The sequence below is a fragment of the Anaerolinea thermophila genome (assembly GCF_020723905.1).
Classification (GTDB): Bacteria; Chloroflexota; Anaerolineae; order Anaerolineales; family Anaerolineaceae; genus Anaerolinea; species Anaerolinea thermophila_A.
Genome location: NZ_DYHZ01000002.1, coordinates 316,402 through 335,462 on the forward strand (window position 1 = coordinate 316,402; position 19,061 = coordinate 335,462).

At 56.5% G+C, this 19,061-nt stretch carries 21 protein-coding genes; 14 read left to right on the top strand and 7 right to left on the bottom strand.

Annotated elements, in window-relative coordinates; all coding sequences use genetic code 11:
- The first annotated feature begins 74 nt into the window (after positions 1–74).
- Complete coding sequence (locus LHF31_RS04040; RefSeq protein WP_298005268.1) at positions 75–935, top strand: MBL fold metallo-hydrolase; 861 nt, start codon at positions 75–77, stop codon at positions 933–935.
- A gap of 52 nt (positions 936–987) precedes the next feature.
- On the opposite strand, the gene LHF31_RS04045 is transcribed toward LHF31_RS04040, so the two are convergent.
- Genes LHF31_RS04045 through LHF31_RS04055 form a run of 3 tightly spaced genes read right to left on the bottom strand, consistent with a single transcriptional unit; the run spans position 988 to position 2,950 of the window.
- On the bottom strand, positions 988–1,677 hold the full coding sequence (locus tag LHF31_RS04045) for a glycerol-3-phosphate acyltransferase (protein ID WP_298005269.1): 690 nt from the start codon (positions 1,675–1,677) through the stop codon (positions 988–990).
- Between the two features lie 35 nt (positions 1,678–1,712).
- Positions 1,713–2,120, bottom strand: a complete 408-nt coding sequence (locus LHF31_RS04050) for a M67 family metallopeptidase (protein WP_298005270.1) — start codon at positions 2,118–2,120, stop codon at positions 1,713–1,715.
- 5 nt (positions 2,121–2,125) lie between these two features.
- Positions 2,126–2,950 carry a hypothetical protein gene (locus LHF31_RS04055; protein ID WP_298005271.1) on the bottom strand — a complete coding sequence of 275 codons (825 nt, stop codon included), beginning with the start codon at positions 2,948–2,950 and terminating at the stop codon, positions 2,126–2,128.
- Positions 2,951–3,072: 122 nt separating this feature from the next.
- Here LHF31_RS04055 and LHF31_RS04060 point away from each other — a divergent pair, with 122 nt between their 5' ends.
- The 3 genes from LHF31_RS04060 (at position 3,073) to LHF31_RS04070 (ending at position 6,887) form a co-directional block, all read left to right on the top strand.
- Positions 3,073–4,059: a hypothetical protein gene (locus LHF31_RS04060; RefSeq protein ID WP_298005272.1), complete on the top strand. Its 987-nt coding sequence runs from the start codon at positions 3,073–3,075 to the stop codon at positions 4,057–4,059.
- Positions 4,060–4,098: 39 nt separating this feature from the next.
- Positions 4,099–6,018, top strand: coding sequence for a DNA topoisomerase (ATP-hydrolyzing) subunit B (gene gyrB, locus LHF31_RS04065; protein ID WP_298005273.1), 1,920 nt, complete (start codon positions 4,099–4,101; stop codon positions 6,016–6,018).
- Between the two features lie 158 nt (positions 6,019–6,176).
- On the top strand, positions 6,177–6,887 hold the full coding sequence (locus tag LHF31_RS04070; RefSeq protein WP_298005274.1) for a Crp/Fnr family transcriptional regulator: 711 nt from the start codon (positions 6,177–6,179) through the stop codon (positions 6,885–6,887).
- A gap of 70 nt (positions 6,888–6,957) precedes the next feature.
- Here LHF31_RS04070 and LHF31_RS04075 read toward each other — a convergent pair whose 3' ends face one another.
- Together LHF31_RS04075 and LHF31_RS04080 are read right to left on the bottom strand one after the other, a co-directional pair.
- Positions 6,958–8,214, bottom strand: a complete 1,257-nt coding sequence (locus LHF31_RS04075; RefSeq protein WP_298005275.1) for an MFS transporter — start codon at positions 8,212–8,214, stop codon at positions 6,958–6,960.
- Positions 8,186–9,229 carry a GNAT family N-acetyltransferase gene (locus tag LHF31_RS04080; RefSeq protein WP_298005276.1) on the bottom strand — a complete coding sequence of 348 codons (1,044 nt, stop codon included), beginning with the start codon at positions 9,227–9,229 and terminating at the stop codon, positions 8,186–8,188. Before LHF31_RS04080 ends, LHF31_RS04075 begins: the two co-directional genes overlap by 29 nt.
- 349 nt (positions 9,230–9,578) lie before the next feature.
- Here LHF31_RS04080 and LHF31_RS04085 point away from each other — a divergent pair, with 349 nt between their 5' ends.
- Genes LHF31_RS04085 through LHF31_RS04100 form a run of 4 tightly spaced genes read left to right on the top strand, consistent with a single transcriptional unit; the run spans position 9,579 to position 13,284 of the window.
- Complete coding sequence (locus LHF31_RS04085) at positions 9,579–11,948, top strand: hypothetical protein (protein ID WP_298005277.1); 2,370 nt, start codon at positions 9,579–9,581, stop codon at positions 11,946–11,948.
- A gap of 33 nt (positions 11,949–11,981) precedes the next feature.
- Entirely contained in the window at positions 11,982–12,329 is a 348-nt protein-coding gene (locus LHF31_RS04090) for a cyclic-di-AMP receptor (RefSeq protein WP_298005280.1), read from the top strand.
- Positions 12,330–12,331: 2 nt separating this feature from the next.
- A complete protein-coding gene (locus LHF31_RS04095) occupies positions 12,332–12,598 on the top strand; it encodes a cyclic-di-AMP receptor (RefSeq protein ID WP_013558873.1) in 267 nt (88 codons plus the stop codon).
- A 35-nt stretch (positions 12,599–12,633) separates the two neighbouring features.
- The gene (locus tag LHF31_RS04100) at positions 12,634–13,284 is read left to right on the top strand and encodes a DUF4013 domain-containing protein (RefSeq protein WP_298005286.1); all 651 of its coding nucleotides are present in this window, start codon (positions 12,634–12,636) and stop codon (positions 13,282–13,284) included.
- A gap of 59 nt (positions 13,285–13,343) precedes the next feature.
- Here LHF31_RS04100 and amrA read toward each other — a convergent pair whose 3' ends face one another.
- Positions 13,344–13,919 (bottom strand): AmmeMemoRadiSam system protein A, encoded by a 576-nt coding sequence (gene amrA / locus LHF31_RS04105; protein WP_298005288.1) that lies wholly within the window; start codon positions 13,917–13,919, stop codon positions 13,344–13,346.
- A gap of 31 nt (positions 13,920–13,950) precedes the next feature.
- Positions 13,951–14,454 (bottom strand): flavin reductase family protein, encoded by a 504-nt coding sequence (locus LHF31_RS04110; protein WP_298005290.1) that lies wholly within the window; start codon positions 14,452–14,454, stop codon positions 13,951–13,953.
- A 219-nt stretch (positions 14,455–14,673) separates the two neighbouring features.
- Between LHF31_RS04110 and LHF31_RS04115 the strand changes: the two genes are divergently transcribed.
- The 6 genes from LHF31_RS04115 to LHF31_RS04140 all read left to right on the top strand — a co-directional run bounded on the left by LHF31_RS04115 (position 14,674) and on the right by LHF31_RS04140 (position 19,035).
- Complete coding sequence (locus LHF31_RS04115) at positions 14,674–15,765, top strand: M4 family metallopeptidase (RefSeq protein WP_363324761.1); 1,092 nt, start codon at positions 14,674–14,676, stop codon at positions 15,763–15,765.
- Positions 15,762–16,082 (top strand): protealysin inhibitor emfourin, encoded by a 321-nt coding sequence (locus tag LHF31_RS04120; protein WP_298005294.1) that lies wholly within the window; start codon positions 15,762–15,764, stop codon positions 16,080–16,082. Before LHF31_RS04115 ends, LHF31_RS04120 begins: the two co-directional genes overlap by 4 nt.
- A gap of 225 nt (positions 16,083–16,307) precedes the next feature.
- Positions 16,308–16,553, top strand: coding sequence for a ferredoxin family protein (locus LHF31_RS04125; protein ID WP_298005296.1), 246 nt, complete (start codon positions 16,308–16,310; stop codon positions 16,551–16,553).
- 9 nt (positions 16,554–16,562) lie between these two features.
- A complete protein-coding gene (vorB, locus tag LHF31_RS04130; RefSeq protein ID WP_298005298.1) occupies positions 16,563–17,681 on the top strand; it encodes a 3-methyl-2-oxobutanoate dehydrogenase subunit VorB in 1,119 nt (372 codons plus the stop codon).
- Positions 17,682–17,693: 12 nt separating this feature from the next.
- Entirely contained in the window at positions 17,694–18,476 is a 783-nt protein-coding gene (locus LHF31_RS04135) for a thiamine pyrophosphate-dependent enzyme (protein WP_363324760.1), read from the top strand.
- Between the two features lie 13 nt (positions 18,477–18,489).
- Complete coding sequence (locus tag LHF31_RS04140) at positions 18,490–19,035, top strand: 2-oxoacid:acceptor oxidoreductase family protein (RefSeq protein WP_298005304.1); 546 nt, start codon at positions 18,490–18,492, stop codon at positions 19,033–19,035.
- Positions 19,036–19,061: the final 26 nt, after the last annotated feature.

Below are 19,061 nucleotides of genomic sequence, written 5' to 3' on the forward strand. Positions count from 1 at the left end.
GAGCATTTTTTGACTTTTGTTTTCTTTTGTGCTATCCTATGCCCTGCTGATTTTAAAATGGAAGATTGGGCTGTATGCAACGCGAACGAATTTCGGAAAACGTCTACTGGTTTCAAAGCGAAATTTACGCTCAGGTGACAGCAGGTGCCATTACAGGGCCGTACTGGGCGGTAGTCATTGATACGCTGGCGTTACCGGAAGAAACGCTGGCAATGCGTGCTTTTATCGAAGAGGAACTGGGGGTTCCGGTGCGCTACGTCATCAATACCCACTACCATGCCGATCACTGCTGGGGGAATGGGTTCTTCCCCGGGGCTACCGTGTTGGGCCATGCCCTGACCCGCAAGTTATTGCTTGAAAAAGGCGCGGCTTCGCTTGAATCGGCAAAACGCCAGAATCCGACCTTCAAGCAGGTGAAACTGGTTCCACCGCATATTACTCTGGAAGAAGGCACGCTCGTTCTGCGGGTGGGGAAGAAGAGTTTGACCATTTTCCCAACCCCCGGGCACAGTGCGGATGGCATTTCAGTGCTGGTTGAGGAAGACCGCGTGCTGTTTGCTGGCGATGCCTTTTTACCCTTGCCATACATTGTGGATGGCGATGCCGAGGTGCTCAGCGAAACCATCCGTAAGATTGGCAAGATGGGGCTGGAAAACATCGTGCAGGGGCACGGTGACATCATTCTGCGCGGCGAAATTGACGAAGCGGTCAAAGAAAATCTGGCATACCTCAGCACCATCCGCAAGCAGGTGCGCGCCGCTCTGCGCAAGCGCAATCCTGTAGATGCGCTCTACGCCATTGACATTGAGTCTTGCGGGAAGAGCCGTGTCTTCCTGGGGGGGTTGGCGGAAGAATTGCACCGTCGCAACCTGCGCTTTCTCTTCCGTCAGATGCAGAATGAAGAGGATCGCGTGGAAGCCGGTGAGCGTCAGTAATTTCGAAAAAGACGTAAACAAAAAGCAGGGATGCTCGTCCCTGCTTTTTCGTTTATTTTGACTGCGCCTGGCGCCGTTTTTGCAGATATGCCCGCAGTCCTACAGCCCGTTCGGTTCCCTCTGCCAGACGTTTCAGGTTGGGGCGTAGTGCCCATGCCAGAATCAGCAGGCTGAAGACCCCGTAGAGGATGTACTGCCACGGGTATCCCTGCGTCAGCGTCAGGTAGGTGAAAAGGGCAATGGATGAAATGGCGATGCTCAGCGTGGTCACTGAGGCATAACCGACGAATACGTAAACCAGCACCGCTACAGGCAGGATAATGTAGGCACTCCACGGCAAAATGCCCAGCGTTCCGCCAAAGCAGGGTGCGCCTCCGGCACCGCCTCGCAGGGTAACCTTACCGTCGCTGTGGCGGGTGAGCATGTAAATTGAGTAGTTATGCCCCATGATCGCCATGAGCGGTGCGGCAACTTCCAGCCAGATGCGAATGCCCCAGTCGGCAGGAATAAACCACACCACCAGCCAGTGGGTAACGTAGGCTTTGGCGACATCGCCGATTGCCGTGAACAGCCCTGCCAGAAAGCCCGCCGCGCGCATGGCGTTGGTGCCGCCCATACGTCCGCTTTCCACTTCGCGGATATCTCGCCCGGTGGTCAGTTTGACGATGATCCATCCAAAGGGGATGGATCCCAACAGGTAGGAAACAACCAGTACACCAAGAACCTGAACGACCTGCATCATTTTCTCGATTTCCTCGCGTTATAGTTTAACCCATTTTACGCAGATGGGTTACGACAGATTTCCAGCGGTTCTTCTCGAATGGTTCCCTCATCCAGCCAGAATGCGCGCAGTTGCCAGTCATTCGGTGCAGGGGAAGCGATGAGATACAGCACCCCCGGATAGGCAAACTCGGCAAGGTCGGTGGGCGAAGGGGTGGGTGGTCCGCCCGGATGAGAATGAACGATGGCAATCAGTTCCAGCCCGCTGGCTTCAAAGGTTTGAAATGCCTGCCATTGCTCCGTGGGATCCATGCGAAAGCGGGTCGGGCTTCGCAGGACGTTGGTAGTAGGGATGAACAGACGGGCTTCCCCGGCAATGCCGCCGATCAGCCCGCAGCGTTCTTCGGAAACGTCGTGCCGGGCATGTGCGAGAATCTGGTTAACCATTTCCTCTGGAATACGCATGGGTTTTACCCCCGAATCAGTACCGCCAGCAAAAGTAAGATTCCAAACATCAAAGTGGGTTCCAGCCACAACCCAGAGCCAGTGCGCTCTTCTTCATAGGCGGTGACGATGCTGGTCAGGGCATACGCCAGACCGGTGAGCAGTAGCCCATACTGCAGGGCAGAAAGAGGAAAGTAGTGAAGCGCCGAGGCAATCTGCGCCGTGACTAAAGCGACCACCAGAGCACCTTTCCAGTGCCAGACCCCACCCAGACGCAGGTACAGCGTGCGCAGCGCCGCAAGCCCCACCGCCAGCGTGATGGCGGGGAAGGTGAGAAAGAGTCGTAAACCGGTTGCTTTTAGCGAAACGGATAACAGGAGGAACAGCGCAAAGGAGAGCGCCGTTAACCCAATGGCGGCAGGAGCATGGCGTACATCTTCGGGGTCAAAAGCGATGTACTCTGCCAGCAGGACAATGACCAGGAAAACTCCTCCCAGACCGAAGAGCGCCCACCATTCCGGACCTGCTTCCAGCGAGTTGAGCGGCACGCCGATCACCCAGGCGGTCAGTGCCGGAAGAAGCCAGTGCCTGCCGCGATTTTGCCAGGTGGGGTACAGAGGATGATCCAGCAGGAGCCACCAGGAGCCGGTAGCGGCAAGCGCTGCTGCCAGAAGGGAAGATAAGGTAGAAAAATCAATGGTGAAGGAGAGAAACAGCCCCGGCAGTTGGGTTTGCAGTACCAGCGGAGCAATTTGAACAAAAGGCGTAATGGCATACGCCAGCATCACGGCGGCGATGACTACGCTCATGCGATTGCGATCGGGCAGATGCTCATGGTCTTCCATGTCCATTTTGATTGTACCGCAAGGGCTGCGCTTTGGGGATGAGCCTTGCAGGTTTGGAGAGTCCAACCTGTTGCGCGCCGTGTGCCCGTTCGTTTGAAAGCCCTTCCTATGGTAAAATAGAATTTCGTATGGATTCATCTGTCCGCACCGAAATTGCCCCACCCCGCCTGATAGCGTCTATCCAGGCTGGATTCAATCTGGTTGCCAATCGCGCTTACCTGCTGGTGTTTCCCATCCTGCTGGATTTATTCATCTGGCTCGGACCGCGCTATCGGGTGAAAGCCCTGTTTTCTCCCTTCATCGAAGACTGGCTTAACATGACGCAGACGATGGCGGGAGAGCAGGCGGCTTCGATGGTCGAGGTGGTGCGCCAGTTCTGGCAATTTCAACTGGAGCGTTTCAATCTCTTCAGTGCGTTAAGCACCTTCCCAATCGGCATCCCCAGCATGATGGCAGGGTTAATGCCTGCCAGAACGCCCTGGGGCATGCCCTTGATTATTGAAGCGCAATCCTTCGGACAGTTCTTAAGTGGATGGTTGCTCTTTGGCTTGCTGGGACTGGTGCTGGGGTGTGTGTATTTCAGCCTGCTTGCCAGTGAAGTTAGGCTCTTTGAGGAACGCGATTCGATCCGCTTGCTGGTTTGGGAGGTTGGGCAGGTCTTCCTGCTGGTGATGAGTTTGATCCTGCTGGCGCTGGTCATCAGTGTGCCTTTGCTGGGCATGGCGGTGATTCTGGAGATGATCAGTCTGCAATTTTTGCAGATGTTCATCCTGGTGGTGATGGTGGCGCTCCTCTGGATCGTTGTGCCACTGGCGTTTACCCCGCACGGGATTTTTGTGGCAAGGCGCAATTTCCTCACCTCCGCACTGCTCAGCGTGCGCACATGGCGCTGGCTTTTCCCGGGTATTGCGCTGTTTTTAATCAGCCTGTTGCTCATCTCTCAGGGGTTGGGTTATCTGTGGCGTATCCCGCCGGAAGATTCCTGGCTGATGCTGGCAGGCATTCTGGGCAATGCGGTGGTCAGCACTGCATTGCTGGGGGCAAGTTTTGTGTACTATCGGGATGCGCTGTTGTGGGCTGAAACCCTGCGGCGCGCCACACAAGTTTTGAAATAAGGCGCGGCTTCGCCAGAAGCCGCTTGATGGGAGGTTGGTTTGGCAATACCTGTGAACACTTCTTACGGTGCAAAAGATATTCAGGTTCTGGAGGGTTTGGAAGCCGTCCGCCGCCGCCCGGGGATGTATGTCGGCGGCACGGACTTAAAAGCCCTGCATCACCTGGTCTATGAAGTGGTGGATAACTCCATTGACGAGGCGCTGGCAGGCGCCTGTGACCGCATTGTCGTCACCATTCACCCCGACAGTTCGGTGACGGTGGAAGACAACGGGCGCGGTATTCCTGTAGATATTCACCCCGAAAAGCAAAAATCGGCTTTAGAGGTGGTCATGACCGTCCTGCATGCCGGCGGAAAGTTTGGGAGCGGGAGTTACAAGGTATCAGGCGGTCTGCACGGCGTGGGCGTTTCGGCGGTCAACGCGCTTTCGGAATGGTGTGAGGTAGAGGTGCGCCGTGATGGAAAGGTGCATTTCCAGCGCTACGAGCGCGGCGTACCGGTGGAGCCTGTCAAAGTGATTGGCAAATGCAAACCCACTGAAACCGGCACCAAAACGACCTTCCGCTTCGACCCCACCATCTTCAAGGGCGATCTGGATTACAAGTTTGATACCCTGGTTCAGCGCTTCCGCGAGATGGCGTTTGTCACCCGCAAGGTGACCATTCGCCTGATTGACGAGCGGACCTCGCGGGAGATGTCCTTCTACTTTGAGGGCGGCATTACCTCGTTTGTGCGTTACCTGAACCGCAACCGTGAGGTGCTCCATCCGGTGGTGTACGCCGAAAAAGAGGTGGAGGGAGTGGGCGTTGAAGCCGCCATTCAGTATACCGATGCCTACGCTGAATCGGTGTACTCGTTTGCCAATACCATCAACACCATTGACGGTGGGACGCACCTGACCGGTTTGCGCGCCGCCATCACACGCGTGATTAACGACTACGCCCGCCGCAATAACTTCCTGAAAGACGGCGATCCCAACTTCAGCGGCGATGACACCCGCGAGGGTTTGACAGCCATCGTCTCGGTCAAACACCCCGATCCGCAGTTTGAGAGCCAGACCAAGGTCAAACTGATGAATCCTGAGGTGCAGACCTACGTTCAGCAGGTAGTGGGCGAAGCCTTCAGCACCTTTCTGGAGGAAAATCCGCAAGCCGCTAAAGCCATCATCCAGAAGTGTCTCACCTCGGCGCGCGCCCGTGATGCTGCCCGCAAAGCCCGCGATCTGGTCATCCGTAAATCCACCCTTGAAAGTTTGACCCTGCCCGGAAAACTGGCAGACTGCTCTGAACGCGATGCCAGCAAGACCGAACTCTACATCGTCGAGGGGGATAGTGCAGGCGGTTCTGCGAAACAGGGGCGCGACCGGCACTTCCAGGCGGTGCTTCCCCTGCGCGGAAAGATTCTCAACACGGAACGTGCCCGGCTGGATAAAATCCTCTCCAACAACGAAGTCAAGGCGCTCATCTCTGCACTGGGTACCGGCATTGGCGATTCTTTCGACCTGTCCGGTTTGCGGTATGGGCGGGTGATCATCATGACCGATGCGGATGTAGACGGCAGTCACATTCGCACGCTTCTGCTGACTTTCTTCTTCCGCTACATGCTCCCGCTGATTGAGGAAGGGCATCTGTTCATCGCTCAGCCGCCACTGTACCGCATCGCCTACAAGAATCAGGTGCGCTATGCCTACACCGACGCTGACCGCGACCGTATCCTCAAGGAACTGGGCATCACTCCGGAGAAAGCCTCAATCCAGCGCTACAAGGGTTTGGGTGAGATGAACCCCACCCAGTTGTGGGAAACCACCATGAACCCCGAAAACCGCACGCTGCTGATGGTAACGGTAGAAGATGCCGCCGCCGCTGACCGCACCTTTGATATGCTAATGGGGGCGGCTGTGCCACCGCGTACCAAATTTATCCAGACCCACGCACGAGATGTGCGCAATCTGGATATTTAACCGGCGGCTTCCTTCTGATCATTTTGAGTCCCCCGACACGGGGGACTTTTTATCCCGGCGGAGATAGTTTCTTCCCCCGTTCGGGGAATTTGTATCATAGTGCGGTATACTATTTAAAAATTCTGCAACCGGCATTTTAATCCTCTGGGTGGATAAACATGGGTGTAAAAGAACTGGCAACGGGACTGGAAAGCGTACGGCTGTTTCGCGGATTGACCCCTCAGCAGTTAGAATGGGTGGCAGCGCGGGCTTACAGCCGGACCTTTCCTGCAGGTGCGGAACTGATTGTTGCCGGGACGCCCGGCGAGACGGTCTATTTCATCCTCAGCGGGACGGTGAAGATCTTCGTGCCTCAGGTGGACGGTTCGGAAGTTATCGTCAACATCCTCGGTCCTGGCGATACCGTGGGGGAACTGGGCGTCATTGACGGCGGGGAGCGCTCTGCCAGTGTGGTGACGCTGGAGCGCACCGAAACTATCTGGATGACCGGCGAAATGTTTCAGGAAGCCCTGCGCACTATTCCTCAGATGAACGAGAATCTTCTGCGCATCCTCTCGGCACGGGTGCGCCTGACGACCGAAAACGTGCAGGCTTACGCTTCTCTGGACATCCCTGGACGGATTGCCCGGCAGTTGCTTTCGCTGGCGCACACCTACGGCAGAGAACAGGGCGGTGGGGTGTTTATTCCTCTGCGCCTCACTCAGGGGGATATTGCCGAACTGGTGGGTTCTTCGCGTAAGCGCGTCAATCAGGTCATGGTGACCTTGCGCCGGGAAGGAGTGCTCACCTTTGACACCGAGGGGCATATCACCCTCTTTCGTCCGAAAGACCTGGAGCGCATGCTCGAAGGCAGGACGGGACTGGATTAACTCGGGGGAACGAGAAGGTGATATCCCCTCCCATCACCTTACGGGAGGGGATATTTGTTGCTCCACAGGTTTACCCCTGTTCGTTTTCTGGTGCGGATTGTCCTTCCGGGATAATAATAGAAGGTGTACCGCTGTGGGCGCGGAATTTGAACCACGCTGGCAATATGGTCAGAAAAGAGATGACCGTGGTAAGCATAAACGGCGCGCGCGGGCTGAACTTTTCATACAGGTAGGCTCCAATGGATGGGGCAGGCAGGGAGAACACCCCCAGACTGGAGTGCAGCAGTCCAAAGCCGGTGCCGCGCAGACGTTCCGGCAGGGCTTTGCTCATTAGCGAACTGTATGCCGGGCTCATCATGCCAATGCCTACTCCCGCCAGCGTCCACGAGAGCAAAAACATCGGGAAGGTGTGGGCGTTGAGGAAGATGACCATGGAGATCCCTTCAATTAGAAACCCTGAACTGATGGCGACATGTTCGCCTTTACGGTCTGCCAGCCAGCCGCCTGCCAGGTTGGTTGCCATGATCGCGCCGCTCAGAGCGGCGCTCAGCCAGCCAATCTGTTGAATGGTCAGTCCACCCACCGATTTGAGGTAAACGGGGAAGAAAGTGAACGACATGCGGAAGAAGATATCGCGCACCCCGTCTGTGAGGAACAGCCACGTCAGCAATCCACCGCTGACCAGCAAGATCAGCAGACTGCGCAGGTTGACGCGTAAACTGTCCAGCGTTAACGGGCTGGCTGGCGCCGGGTTTTGTCGGCGGGCATTGCGTGCCATGCGAACCCGGATGATGGTAGCGCTCAGGTAGAGGATTCCCGCCACAAACAGCATGGGCTTGAATCCGCGGATTTGCACCAGCCATGCTCCCAGCGGTGGACCGATGATGCCCACAACCGCGTAGAGCGTCTCGACCACCCCAAACACACGGGCGCGGTTTTCCTCGCTGGACGATTCGGCAATGAATGCGCCGTAACTGGGGGCGACCAGCGCCGTTGTTACCGCGCCTAACCCCTGCGCCAGCAAAATCCATTCCCATGAGGGCGCCAGCACCAGTCCAACGTAGGAAAGCACTCCTGCCAGACTGCCCATGGCGATACTGCGCAGGCGCCCCAGACTATCGGAGATCCAACCACCCAGAATTTGCAGCGCCAGCGGGATGATGGCGGAAAGGGTGAAGAACAACCCCACCTGTGTGACGGTAGCGTTCAATTCCTGCAGGTACAGGGGCAGAAGATCCATGTACATGGATCCGGCGATATTCGCCAGAATCATGGCGATGAGAAACCAGATTAAGGTCTCATTCAGCAGCGGCTTTTTCGTGTTCATGACCTTCGATGGTTTGCGTCAGATAATCTTTGCCGGGGCGCATCTCGTATTCAAAGAGATGATACTCTCGATGGACGTGCATCCCGGCACGTTGATAAAGACGGGTAGCACCGGTCAGGTTGGAAGCATCCACTCCAAGCCCGATACGGTAAAACCCGCGCTGATACAGCGCATGGAATCCGTGTAACAGCAGCGCCAGCCCCAGTCCATGCTTGCGCCACTCACGGCGCACACCCAGCAGGTTGATCCAGCCCAGTTGCGGGTCTTCTTCAGTGCCGGTTGAGCACAGGCAGTACCCGGCAATTTCCCCGCCGTTCATGGCAACAAACCACAGAGCCGGGTCAACGTGCGGGTCGGTTTCAATCCAGTGCCGCCAGTCCTTGAGCGCTTCCTCCATGGGGGTTTCCACGTATCCCCAGTGGTCTTTAAAGGTCTGTTTATGGGCGTGAATGAGTGCTTCAAGGTCCTGTTCCAGATTCACCGGACGCACCTGAATGCCCTCCGGGAAGATGGCAGGCTGTGGAGGAGTGTTGAACTCGATGCGCATCTGGTAACTGTTGCGGATGTGCCGAAAACCAGACCTTTCCAGCAATTGCGCGCCGTCAACTGCCTGCGAGGGCAGGTACTGATGCACAACCACGCGCGCCTCAGCGGGGGCGCTTTCCAGCGCAAGAGCAGCCCGCGCCAGCCCCCACTGGATGAGGGCTGTGCCCAGCCCTTTGCCCTTCCATTCGGGGTGCACCCTGCCATACAGATACAGGCGCACATGCGGGGGCGAGTCGTACATCTCCCCATAGGCTACCACCTGCTGATCCTCATCGAGAATCAGCAGGGTGTCCCGTTCCAGGTTCATCATGGGGTTTGTCCAGAAACTGAGGATGTCTTGCGCGCTGGTTTCAGGAGCGCCGACCCATTCCATCGAACACCGGTTTAACAAACTGGCTACCGCTTCAGCGTCGGCAAGAGTTGCCGGTCGGGAAGTGAAGGCAGGGGGTAGAGAGAAATTCGGTTTCATGACAGTTCTCCATATCAAAAACTTTTTAACGGTTCGCCCGGTGGGGAAAATAAAACCAGCCACGGGGCGGGGAGCATGTCCGTGGCTGGTTCATCAGCAATTTTGTGTAGATTACCTGCCTGTAGACACACTCCGAGAAGGAATCAGCGCACCACTCGCTTCGGTACGGAGACGAACAGCAACCTGGATGACAGAATAGACCATGCGTTTTGCTTCCTTTCTCAGAGTTAATCTCATTTTAATGTAAGCCCGGAAATTGGTCAAGGGTTTTTCCCCACATGAAATTGCACCTGTAAATGCGCCCTGAAAGCGACATGATGCCTTCTGGAGAGCATGGTACAATCATTTTATGCGCTCATGGAAATTGAACGAGGATGCTCCACTGTTCTTAACACTGGCGGCAAATGCGCGGGTGACTTCCACCACATACCCTAACGATATCATCTGGGCATTGCAACTGCACGGTGGAGAGCCACCGGCGCTGGCAGTGACGACTACGTTTGGTTTACGCGCCGCGCAGATGCGCCTCTTCCCCATCTTTCGATTTGGTCAGCGCAGTGTTCATGATCCGGCTGAGTTTCATCGTCCACCACAGGTGACTCAGATTCTTCCCGGTTATCTTTCCCTGACCCTTTCGCCCTTTGAAGGGGTGGATGTGCAGTTAGAGTACAGGGTGGATTCTTCACAGACCCTCACCGGGCGGGTGCGGGTTTTGAACCGCAGTGTGCTAGCGCAGGAGGGCTGTGTGGATTGGGCGGGGGTGCTGGACCCGCTGGGGTATGGCGTAGGGCTGGGTGTCCTTCCTGTGGGGTTGAACACCATCCTGCATGGGAACACGGGCGATCTGGCAGTTGTGGTGTTCGTCTCTGGGGGGATTGAACCCGGCAAAGGGGTGTACCCCTCGTTGTGCCTACCCATTAACCTCTATCCGGGTGGGAGTATTGCTTTCCACTGGGCGGTCTCTGCCGCGGCAGATACCGACCAGGCCTTTGAGCAGGCTCGCGAAGCCACCATGCGCTCATGGGATGCTGCCACCGCCCGCATTGAACTGCAAACCACCGCCGATTTCATCGAAGTCGTCACTTCTCAACCGGAGTGGGATGCGCTGTTCTGGCAGGCGCAGGTTGCCGCGGTATCTTTGTTGCAAACCCATACCGACGCTCTTCCTGAAGATTCTTTTGTGCTTACCCGCCGCCCCGATCAGGGCTACTCCACCCGCGGCGATGGCAGTGATTATCCCTACCTGTGGAGCGGGCAAACCGCTTTCGACAGTTTGTATTTTCTCGATGTCCTGCCCGGCATCCCCGATCTGGGAAAGCGCTTCCTGCGTAATTTTGCCGCCGCCGTGAATGAAGAGGGTGTGCCGGTATGGAAACCCGGGTTGGGCGGACAGCGTTCCAGCCGGCTGGCGCTCCCCCTGTTGACTCAACTGTACGATCTCACATCGCTCTCTCAAGAAGAGACAGAAACTTTCTTTCCGATTCTGTTCCACCTGATCCAGGCGTGGCTGGATTACGAACATGATCGCGATCAGGACGCTCTGCCCGAGTATCAGCATCCCCTGCAGACCATGCTGGAAAATCATCCCCTGTTTGATCTGTGGCATCCTTCGGCTCAGGGGATGAGCATTGAATGGGTGGAATCCCCTGCTCTGGGTGCCATGCTGGTGCGCGAGGTCGAGGTTCTCTTGAGCCTGGCGCGCCGTTTGGGACGCGGCGAAGAAGAAGCCTGGCTGGAAGCCAAAGCCGCGCTGTTGAATGCCGCCGTGCAGTCCTGCTGGGATCATCGCAGCGGTGTCTTCCGCTACCGGGATATGCAGTCCCACCGCTCTCCTGCCGCGCGGGAACTGCTCGCTTTTCATGGCTCGGGGGTGTTCAAACCCAAACGTCAACCGCTTAAACCGCAAAGGCTGGTGGTGCAACTGACTGCACCCGAGGCGCACACCCTTTCGGCAATTGTGCACATCCGCGGGGTGAATGCGGTCAACGAACGGGTGCAGGAAGAGTTTTCACCGCGCGAAATCTCCTGGCACAATGGCGTGGGTCGTCTTACCACCCGCAATCTGTTCGCCCGGGTGGAGGAAATTTCGGTCAGCGGCGTTCCTTTCGGAGATCAGGGCAGGGTGCTTGCCGCGGGACTGGATGTGGTGGACATCAGTCTGTTCCTGCCGTTGTGGGCGGGTGTGGTGAAGGATAAACAGGCAAAAAATTTGGTGCAAAAGACCCTCTTCCGGCAAATGCTCCGCCGTTTTGGCTTGCCCGTGTTGATGGGTAAGGGAAAAAATTCCCCGACGCCTGCCGAGGGGCAGGCGGTATCTTTGCCGTGGAATGCGTTGATTGCCCACAGCCTTCTGGATTGGGGAATGCGCCGGGAAGCCGCGGATTTGTTTGGGCGCTTTCTCCAGCCTGCCCTGGAAGCGCTGAAGACCCGGCATACTTTCTTCCAGTACTATCATGCCGAAACCGGCGCTCCCATGGGGGAAGCCGGTCATCTGTGGGGCATTCCCCCGTTGAGATTGTTCCTGCGTATTGCCGGTATTGAGAAAATTGCTCCACAGGAAGTGGAAGTGAGCGGTTTTAATGCCTTTCCATTCCCAGTTACGGTAAAATATCAGAGAATCAGCGTGACGCGGGAAGGGGATACCACCACTGTACGGTTTCCGGGACATCCTGCTTACACGGTTACCGGCTCGGAAGCCCGACGCATCTCCTTGACCTGAAGACTCGATTAATTTTCCGAGAAAGGAGGATGAATGAGCGCGGAGTTTCCTATCCAACCCATTCGTTTATGGATTGCCGTGGTGCAGGCGCAGGACGCCGAGATTGCCCGCGAAGCCGTTGAGAAATTAGGACTGCACGTGGAGCGGCTTCCCAGCGTGGGGGGTTTTTTGGGGCGGCGCAACGCCACCCTGTTAATTGGGGTGCCCCCGGAGAAACAGGATCTGGTGGAGCAAGCCCTGCACGAGAATTGCCGTCAGCGGGTGGAGTTCATTGCCATCCCTCTGGAAAGTGCCCCCCTGCCCATGCCTACTCCCACACCGGTGACGGTGGGCGGGGCAACCATTTTCACCCTTGAAGTGGATCATTATGAGGAGATTTAGCCATGAAACTGATTCTTGCGATTCTACGCGATATTGATCATGATGCGGTTTCTCAAGCCCTCACCTCTGCCGGTTACCGGGTCACAATGATTGCTTCAACGGGCGGTTTCTGGCGGCGCGGCAACACCACCCTGATGGTGGGGTGTGAAGACGAGCAGGTTGAACCTGCTTTGCAGATCATCCGCAATAACTGTCAGACACCCGCAGAACCTGGCACCCGTCATGCCACCATCTTTGTGATTAAAGTAGATCAGTACGTCCACTTCTAACCCTGCTCACTACTCTGTCATCTGGAGAGAACATCATGGATTTTGCCAGACCTTTTACGTTCGTGTTTGAAGATGAGAAGTGGCTTGAGAAGATTGCTCTTGTGGCGATTGTCTCCCTGATTCCCGTGGTCGGGGTGCTGGTCCTGTTGGGCTGGGGGCTGGATATTACCCGCCGGGTGATTCGGGATGAGCGTCCCTGGTTGCCTGAACTGGACTTTGGCAGGCATCTGAGCGATGGCTTCAAAGGGTTTATCATCGGTCTGGTGTATTCTGTGCCGATGATTGTGCTGGCGATCTTAAGCACCATTTTTGGCGTTGCTCTCGACAATGCCTCCTCTGATTTTGCCAGCGCCATTCTTGTCCTGTTGATGGTATGCGTGGTTCTTCTCATCTTCCTGTACGGGCTGGTGCTTAACCTGCTGGCGCCGGCAGCATATGCGCGCTTTGCTGCCACCGATACGTTGAGAGCCGCTTTCCAGTTCGGCGAGGTGTGGCGCACCGTCACCGGTAATCCTGGCGGTTATCTGATTGTGCTCTTGGCAACGATTCTTTGCGGGTTTGTTGCCGGGCTCGGCTCGATTGCCTGCGTGGTAGGGGTGATTTTCACCTATACCTATGCTGCGGCGGTGCTGTATCACTTCTACGGGCAGGCTTACAAACAGGCGCAGGTCAATCGCTCACTGTAACCCACTGTTTAAACTAAACAGAATTTGCCCCCCGGCGAATGGACTGGGGGGCATGTTTTTTATTCGTGGAATTCTTCTACTTCGTAGGTGTACACGTCCAGTTTTTTCTTACGCCATAAACCGGCAGGTGCCCCCATCTTCTGACACAGATGACTGAGGAACGCTTCCGGTTCGGGAATCTTTTCCCACACCTGCGGCAGGAAGGTTGCCCGGCGGATGCCATCCCGCAAAATCACCCCGTCCACATGCGGTCTCAGCAGGCGGGGCAGGTCTTCAGGGTTCTCATAGGGCAGGGGACGAGGCGGAGTCAGGCGGGAAATTTCGATTTTCAAGTGCTCCACCTCTTGCGGGCGAACGGGGGGAAAGCGGTAGTCTTCCAGGGCGGCGGCGACGGCGTGCTCGCGAACGTCTTCCACCAGGGGTTGATATGCCTCCAGTGCTCCCACGCACCCGCGTAGTTCTCCATGAGCATCTGTCAGGGTGACGAAACACACCCCTGGCTCGAACAACCGCGCCGGGTACTCTTCAGGGCGAATCTCAGGAAGGGGTTTGCCGTTCACAGCGGCTTCGATCGATCGGCGCGCCAGTTGCAGTAACAGGCGGCGTTCCTCTTCACTCAGCGGCTCTCGAGACATACTGCCCTCCCTTCTTGATTTTCCTATCTGATCAGCAGTCCTTCAGGCAGCGGTAAGCGCGGTTGACATACACCAGCGGCTCACCGTCCTCGCGTACCCAGACCTGTTCCACCTCGCCAACAAACAGGGTGGAATGGGGCATCTCATAGCGGTGCACCACATGGCACTCCAGCGCCGCCAGTCCGCCTTTCAACAGAGGTACTTGCCCGGACAGCGAGAACACCTCTAACCCGTGAAAACGGTCACCATCTTCGGGGATACGCCCGGCAAAACGATCTGATACGGTTTGCTGATGAATATCCAGAATGGTTACCCCAAAACGTCCTGACTCGCTGACCAGTTTATGGGTGCGGGTAGTGTTCGCCAGGGTGACGGTTACCAGCGGCGGGTCAATTGAGACGGAGACAAACGAGTTGACCGTCATGCCGTGGCGTTTACCGTCGTGTGCTGCGGTCACAATGGAAACCCCCGTGACCCAGCGCCGCATTGCACGGCGCAGATCTTCTCCACGGGGGGAAAGAATGCGTTCAGTCATGTGATCATTCCTGTAATGCCAGTTTTAATTTGTTTATACAAAGGGAATGGGCTTCCGTCAAGGGGAACAGAAAAGGTTTCGGAACTTGCCTCTGCGTTTCTAAAAGTCTTGTGTTTTACTTTTTATCGGGCTATACTGAATAAGAATGGTATAGAATTTCCCTGAGGAGGTGATTCCTTGTCTCACCGTCATCCTTTATTTTGCGTTATCCCGCCTTACATGTTGGAGCGCATTGCCGAAAATGGAACGGCTGTTCAGCAGGAACGCGCCAAACAAGCCCTGGTCCTTTCCGAGCAGATGCGAGAACAGCGCCAGAAGGCGGTGCGCACTGAAGCCTTGCGAGGCGCAGGGCCAGCGGTACGTCAGCGCTCGGTGCATTCTGCCCAGTTTTTGAGCAACCTGCCGGGCGTGCTGGTACGCTCCGAGGGATCAGCCCCCAGCGGAGATCCCGCTGTGGATGAAGCCTACGACGGCTCCGGCGCTACATACGATTTGTTCTGGGATGTCTATCAGCGCAATTCGATTGACGGCGCAGGGATGCCGCTGGTATCCACGGTTCATTACCAGAAAGGGTACGATAACGCTTTCTGGAACGGGTATCAAATGGTGTACGGCGACGGCGATGAAGATTTACCGGAAGAAGATCGTCTGTTTAACCGCTTTACCATCTCGCTGGATGTCATTGGACACGAACTGACCCACGGCATCACCCAGTACACCGCTAACCTGACCTATGCCAATCAGTCGGGGGCGCTTAACGAGTCTTTCTCCGATGTGTTTGGCTCGCTGGTACGGCAGTATCAGTTGCGCCAGACCGCCGCCGAGGCGGACTGGATCATTGGCAAAGGGCTGTTTACCTCGAACGTCAGTGGGGTAGGGCTGCGCTCCATGAAAGAGCCGGGCACGGCGTACAACGATCCCATTCTGGGCAAAGACCCGCAACCCGGACACATGCGCGATTACGTCACCACCACCCGCGATAACGGGGGAGTGCACATTAACTCGGGCATTCCCAACCATGCCTTCTACTATGCGGCAATCGAGATGGGTGGGTATGCTTGGGAAAAAGCCGGACGCATCTGGTACGTGACCCTGCGCGACCGTCTGCGGGCGGGTTCGACGTTTCAGGATGCCGCAAACCTGACGTTTGCGGTAGCAGGCGATCTGTTTGGGGCAAACAGCCTGGAACAACAGGCGGTTAAGCGTGCCTGGTCGCTGGTAGGTATCGAGGTGACCGGCGATGGCGGCGGAAACGGCAGTCCCAATCCTGGTTGTTTGCAGGCATTTTTGAAATTGTTGAGGGGTGCATGATCATTCAAGTGGAACGGACGGGCGGCTTTGCCGGGTTGAGCATGCATGCCGTCATTGATACCGAGCGCCTGGATGCAGAAGAGCGCGAAGAACTGGAAGATCTGGTGGAAAAGAGCGAATTCTTCCGTCTTCCATCGCGTCTCACTGCCAACACCCTGGCTGTGAATCAGTTTGAGTATATCATCACCATCGAGGACGAGGTTCAGCGGCACACGCTGGAAGCCCACGAAGAAGCCCTCGATCCTCGTCTGCTTGAACTGGTGCGACGGGTTTTACGGCTGGCTCGACGGCAACAGCGCGAGAAAAAAGACGATTGAGTTTCGACAAACGATTGAAGGAAAAACAACCTGCCTCTTCCTTCAAGCGGGGCAGGTTGTTTTAATTCAGATGCACGGGTTGCCTGAAGGTGACGTGAACAATGTTTGCATTCCTGCGGAAACTTATCACTACCTTTTTTATCGAGAATTGCGCCATAATGAAAGTGCGCATAAAAAGCGCACAGTTTTTGTCCGAGTTCTCAAATTTACACAGGAGGACTGCGAATGCCCGTACAGGGACGTATAGTTGTCAGCGATTTGTATTGTAAAGGTTGCGAGTTGTGCGTTGCCGCATGTCCACAACATGTGTTGCAACTCTCGCCCGATCGTCTTACCGCCAAGGGGTACCACCCGGCAGAACTGGCGGGACCCGGTTGCACCGGTTGCGGCATCTGTGCAGTGGTTTGTCCGGAAGCCGCCATTACGGTATACCGGCAAAAGATGCCGACTCGCAAAGCGGCTGAAGCATAGGAGGGCGTCATGGCGCGCGAACTGTTGAAAGGAAATGAAGCCATCGCTGAAGCCGCCATCCGTGCGGGATTGCAGGCTTATTTTGGTTACCCCATTACCCCGCAAACTGAACTGCTGGAATGGATGTCCAAACGCATGCCCGAACTGGGGCGTGCCTTTGTTCAGGCGGAGTCCGAACTTGCCGCAATCAACATGGTATATGGAGCGGCGTGTACCGGGGCAAGAGTGATGACATCTTCATCCAGCCCCGGTATCAGTTTAATGATGGAGGGAATTTCCTACATCATCGGTACCGAAGTGCCTGCCGTGCTGGTGGATGTGATGCGCGGCGGCCCGGGTCTGGGCAACATTGCCCCGGCGCAAAGCGACTACAATCAAATCGTGCACGGCGGCGGGCACGGCGACTATCACCTCATTGTGCTGGCGCCTGCCAGTGTTCAGGAAGCGGTTGATCTCACCGTGCTGGCGTTTGACCTTGCGGAGAAGTACCGCACGGTAGCCGTGGTTTTGCTGGATGGTTCGCTGGGACAGATGATGGAACCGGCGGAATTGCCCCCCATGCGGCCGGTCAAAACCACTTTCCCGGAATGGGCGGCAACCGGTATGATGGGAAAGCGGGAAAAGCGTAACATCCTCACCAGCATTTACCTCAATCCCCCCGATGAGGAGCAAACCAACCTGCGCCTTTTGCGCCGCTGGCAAGAGGTAGAAGCCAGTGAAATCCGTTTCAAGGAATACTTCATGGACGATGCCCGCTATGTGGTGGTGGGGTTTGGCTCGGCGGGACGGGTGGCGCTTTCGGCGGTGCGTGCGGCTCGCGCCGAGGGCATTCCCGTGGGCTTGCTTCGTCCTGTCACTCTCAGCCCCTTCCCGTATGAGCACATCCGCAAACTGGCACAACGGGTGGAAGGCTTCCTGGTGGTGGAGATGAATGCCGGGCAAATGCTCGAAGATGTGCGCCTGGCGGTTGCCGGGCAAAAGCCGGTGGAGTTTTACGGGCGTCTGGGCGGAGTGATGCCTTTCCCCGATGAAATCCTCTCCGAGATTCAGCGCATTGCGTCCGGCGGTCTCACGCTGGAAGGACATCCTCGCGAACGCTGGCTCCAGCGTATGAATGGTAAGAATTAGGAGGTAGGTGCGATGGTCATGGAACAGATCCTTCCGGAAGAAATTGTCTATCAGCGTCCTGAATCGCTGGTAGAGGTGAGCACCCATTATTGCCCCGGGTGTACGCATGGTGTAGCCCACCGTTTGATTGCCGAGGTGATTGATGAAATGGGCATCCGCGATCGCATGATTGGTGTGGCATCGGTGGGTTGCTCGGTGTTTGCTTACAACTACTTTGATTTCGACTGGGTGCAGGCACCTCATGGGCGCGCCCCTGCCATGGCAACCGGCATCAAACGGGTATTGCCCGATCGCTTTGTGGTGACCTATCAGGGAGATGGCGATATGGCATCCATCGGCATGGCAGAGGTGGTGCATGCTGCTGCCCGGGGGGAGAACATTACCGTGTTTTTCATCAACAATGCCAATTACGGCATGACCGGCGGACAGATGGCGCCCACCACGTTGCCCGGACAGCGCACCACTTCCTCACCCGGCGGGCGCGATGTGGAAACTGCCGGGTATCCCATCCGTGCCGCTGAACTGCTGGCAACGCTCGAAGGGGCGTCTTACGTGGTGCGCCGCAGTTTGCACGATCCCAAAAACATTCGCCTTGCCAAGAAAGCCATCCGCACCGCGCTGGAAGTGCAGGCGCAGGGCATGGGTTTTTCCATGGTGGAATTGCTTTCCATCTGCCCCACCAACTGGGGAATGACGCCGGTGGATTCGCTGCACTGGCTGGAAGAACACATGGTTCCGTATTATCCGCTGGGCGATTACAAAGTTGCCCCAATGGTGGCGCAGATTCGGATTTAAGGAGGGAACAGGTATGCAAACAGAAATCATCATCGCCGGGTTTGGCGGGCAGGGCGTGTTATTTGCCGGGCAGTTGCTTTCCTATGCCGCCATGGATGCCGGCAAGGAGGTTACGTGGATTCCCTCGTACGGTCCGGAGATGCGCGGCGGCACTGCCAACTGTACCGTGGTCATCTCCGATGAGGAGATTGGCTCGCCGCTGGTCAGACACCCGCAGGCGGTCATTGCCATGAACCTGCCTTCGCTGGATAAGTATGAGCCGCTGGTCAAAAGTGGGGGCGTACTGATCGTCAATGCCTCAATGGTCAACCGTCAGCCCACCCGCACCGATATCCACTGGGTGATGGTGCCGGGTAATGAGATCGCTGAGGAACTGGGCGACCGCCGCATGACCAATATGGTCATGCTGGGGGCTTTGCTGGCGAATCTACCCATCCTGCCGCTGGAAGCGCTGATCCAGACACTGGAAGCGCACCTGCCGGCGCGGCATCACCGCCTGTTGCCGTTGAACGTCGAGGCGCTGAAACGCGGCGCGGAGTACCTTGCCGTTAAGGCATAAGCCTTGAGGGGAATTCCATAAACAAA

Coding starts and splice junctions, on each gene's coding strand:
- LHF31_RS04135 (WP_363324760.1), top strand. CDS start 17,694: ATGGTCATGGAACAGATCCTTCCGGAAGAAATTGTCTATCAGCGTCCT.
- LHF31_RS04070 (WP_298005274.1), top strand. CDS start 6,177: ATGGGTGTAAAAGAACTGGCAACGGGACTGGAAAGCGTACGGCTGTTT.
- vorB (WP_298005298.1), top strand. CDS start 16,563: ATGGCGCGCGAACTGTTGAAAGGAAATGAAGCCATCGCTGAAGCCGCC.
- LHF31_RS04045 (WP_298005269.1), bottom strand. CDS start 1,677: ATGATGCAGGTCGTTCAGGTTCTTGGTGTACTGGTTGTTTCCTACCTG.
- LHF31_RS04085 (WP_298005277.1), top strand. CDS start 9,579: ATGCGCTCATGGAAATTGAACGAGGATGCTCCACTGTTCTTAACACTG.
- LHF31_RS04125 (WP_298005296.1), top strand. CDS start 16,308: ATGCCCGTACAGGGACGTATAGTTGTCAGCGATTTGTATTGTAAAGGT.
- LHF31_RS04040 (WP_298005268.1), top strand. CDS start 75: ATGCAACGCGAACGAATTTCGGAAAACGTCTACTGGTTTCAAAGCGAA.
- LHF31_RS04080 (WP_298005276.1), bottom strand. CDS start 9,229: ATGAAACCGAATTTCTCTCTACCCCCTGCCTTCACTTCCCGACCGGCA.
- LHF31_RS04095 (WP_013558873.1), top strand. CDS start 12,332: ATGAAACTGATTCTTGCGATTCTACGCGATATTGATCATGATGCGGTT.
- amrA (WP_298005288.1), bottom strand. CDS start 13,919: ATGTCTCGAGAGCCGCTGAGTGAAGAGGAACGCCGCCTGTTACTGCAA.
- LHF31_RS04060 (WP_298005272.1), top strand. CDS start 3,073: ATGGATTCATCTGTCCGCACCGAAATTGCCCCACCCCGCCTGATAGCG.
- LHF31_RS04055 (WP_298005271.1), bottom strand. CDS start 2,950: ATGGACATGGAAGACCATGAGCATCTGCCCGATCGCAATCGCATGAGC.
- LHF31_RS04075 (WP_298005275.1), bottom strand. CDS start 8,214: ATGAACACGAAAAAGCCGCTGCTGAATGAGACCTTAATCTGGTTTCTC.
- LHF31_RS04050 (WP_298005270.1), bottom strand. CDS start 2,120: ATGCGTATTCCAGAGGAAATGGTTAACCAGATTCTCGCACATGCCCGG.
- LHF31_RS04090 (WP_298005280.1), top strand. CDS start 11,982: ATGAGCGCGGAGTTTCCTATCCAACCCATTCGTTTATGGATTGCCGTG.
- LHF31_RS04100 (WP_298005286.1), top strand. CDS start 12,634: ATGGATTTTGCCAGACCTTTTACGTTCGTGTTTGAAGATGAGAAGTGG.
- LHF31_RS04110 (WP_298005290.1), bottom strand. CDS start 14,454: ATGACTGAACGCATTCTTTCCCCCCGTGGAGAAGATCTGCGCCGTGCA.
- LHF31_RS04140 (WP_298005304.1), top strand. CDS start 18,490: ATGCAAACAGAAATCATCATCGCCGGGTTTGGCGGGCAGGGCGTGTTA.
- LHF31_RS04115 (WP_363324761.1), top strand. CDS start 14,674: ATGTTGGAGCGCATTGCCGAAAATGGAACGGCTGTTCAGCAGGAACGC.
- LHF31_RS04120 (WP_298005294.1), top strand. CDS start 15,762: ATGATCATTCAAGTGGAACGGACGGGCGGCTTTGCCGGGTTGAGCATG.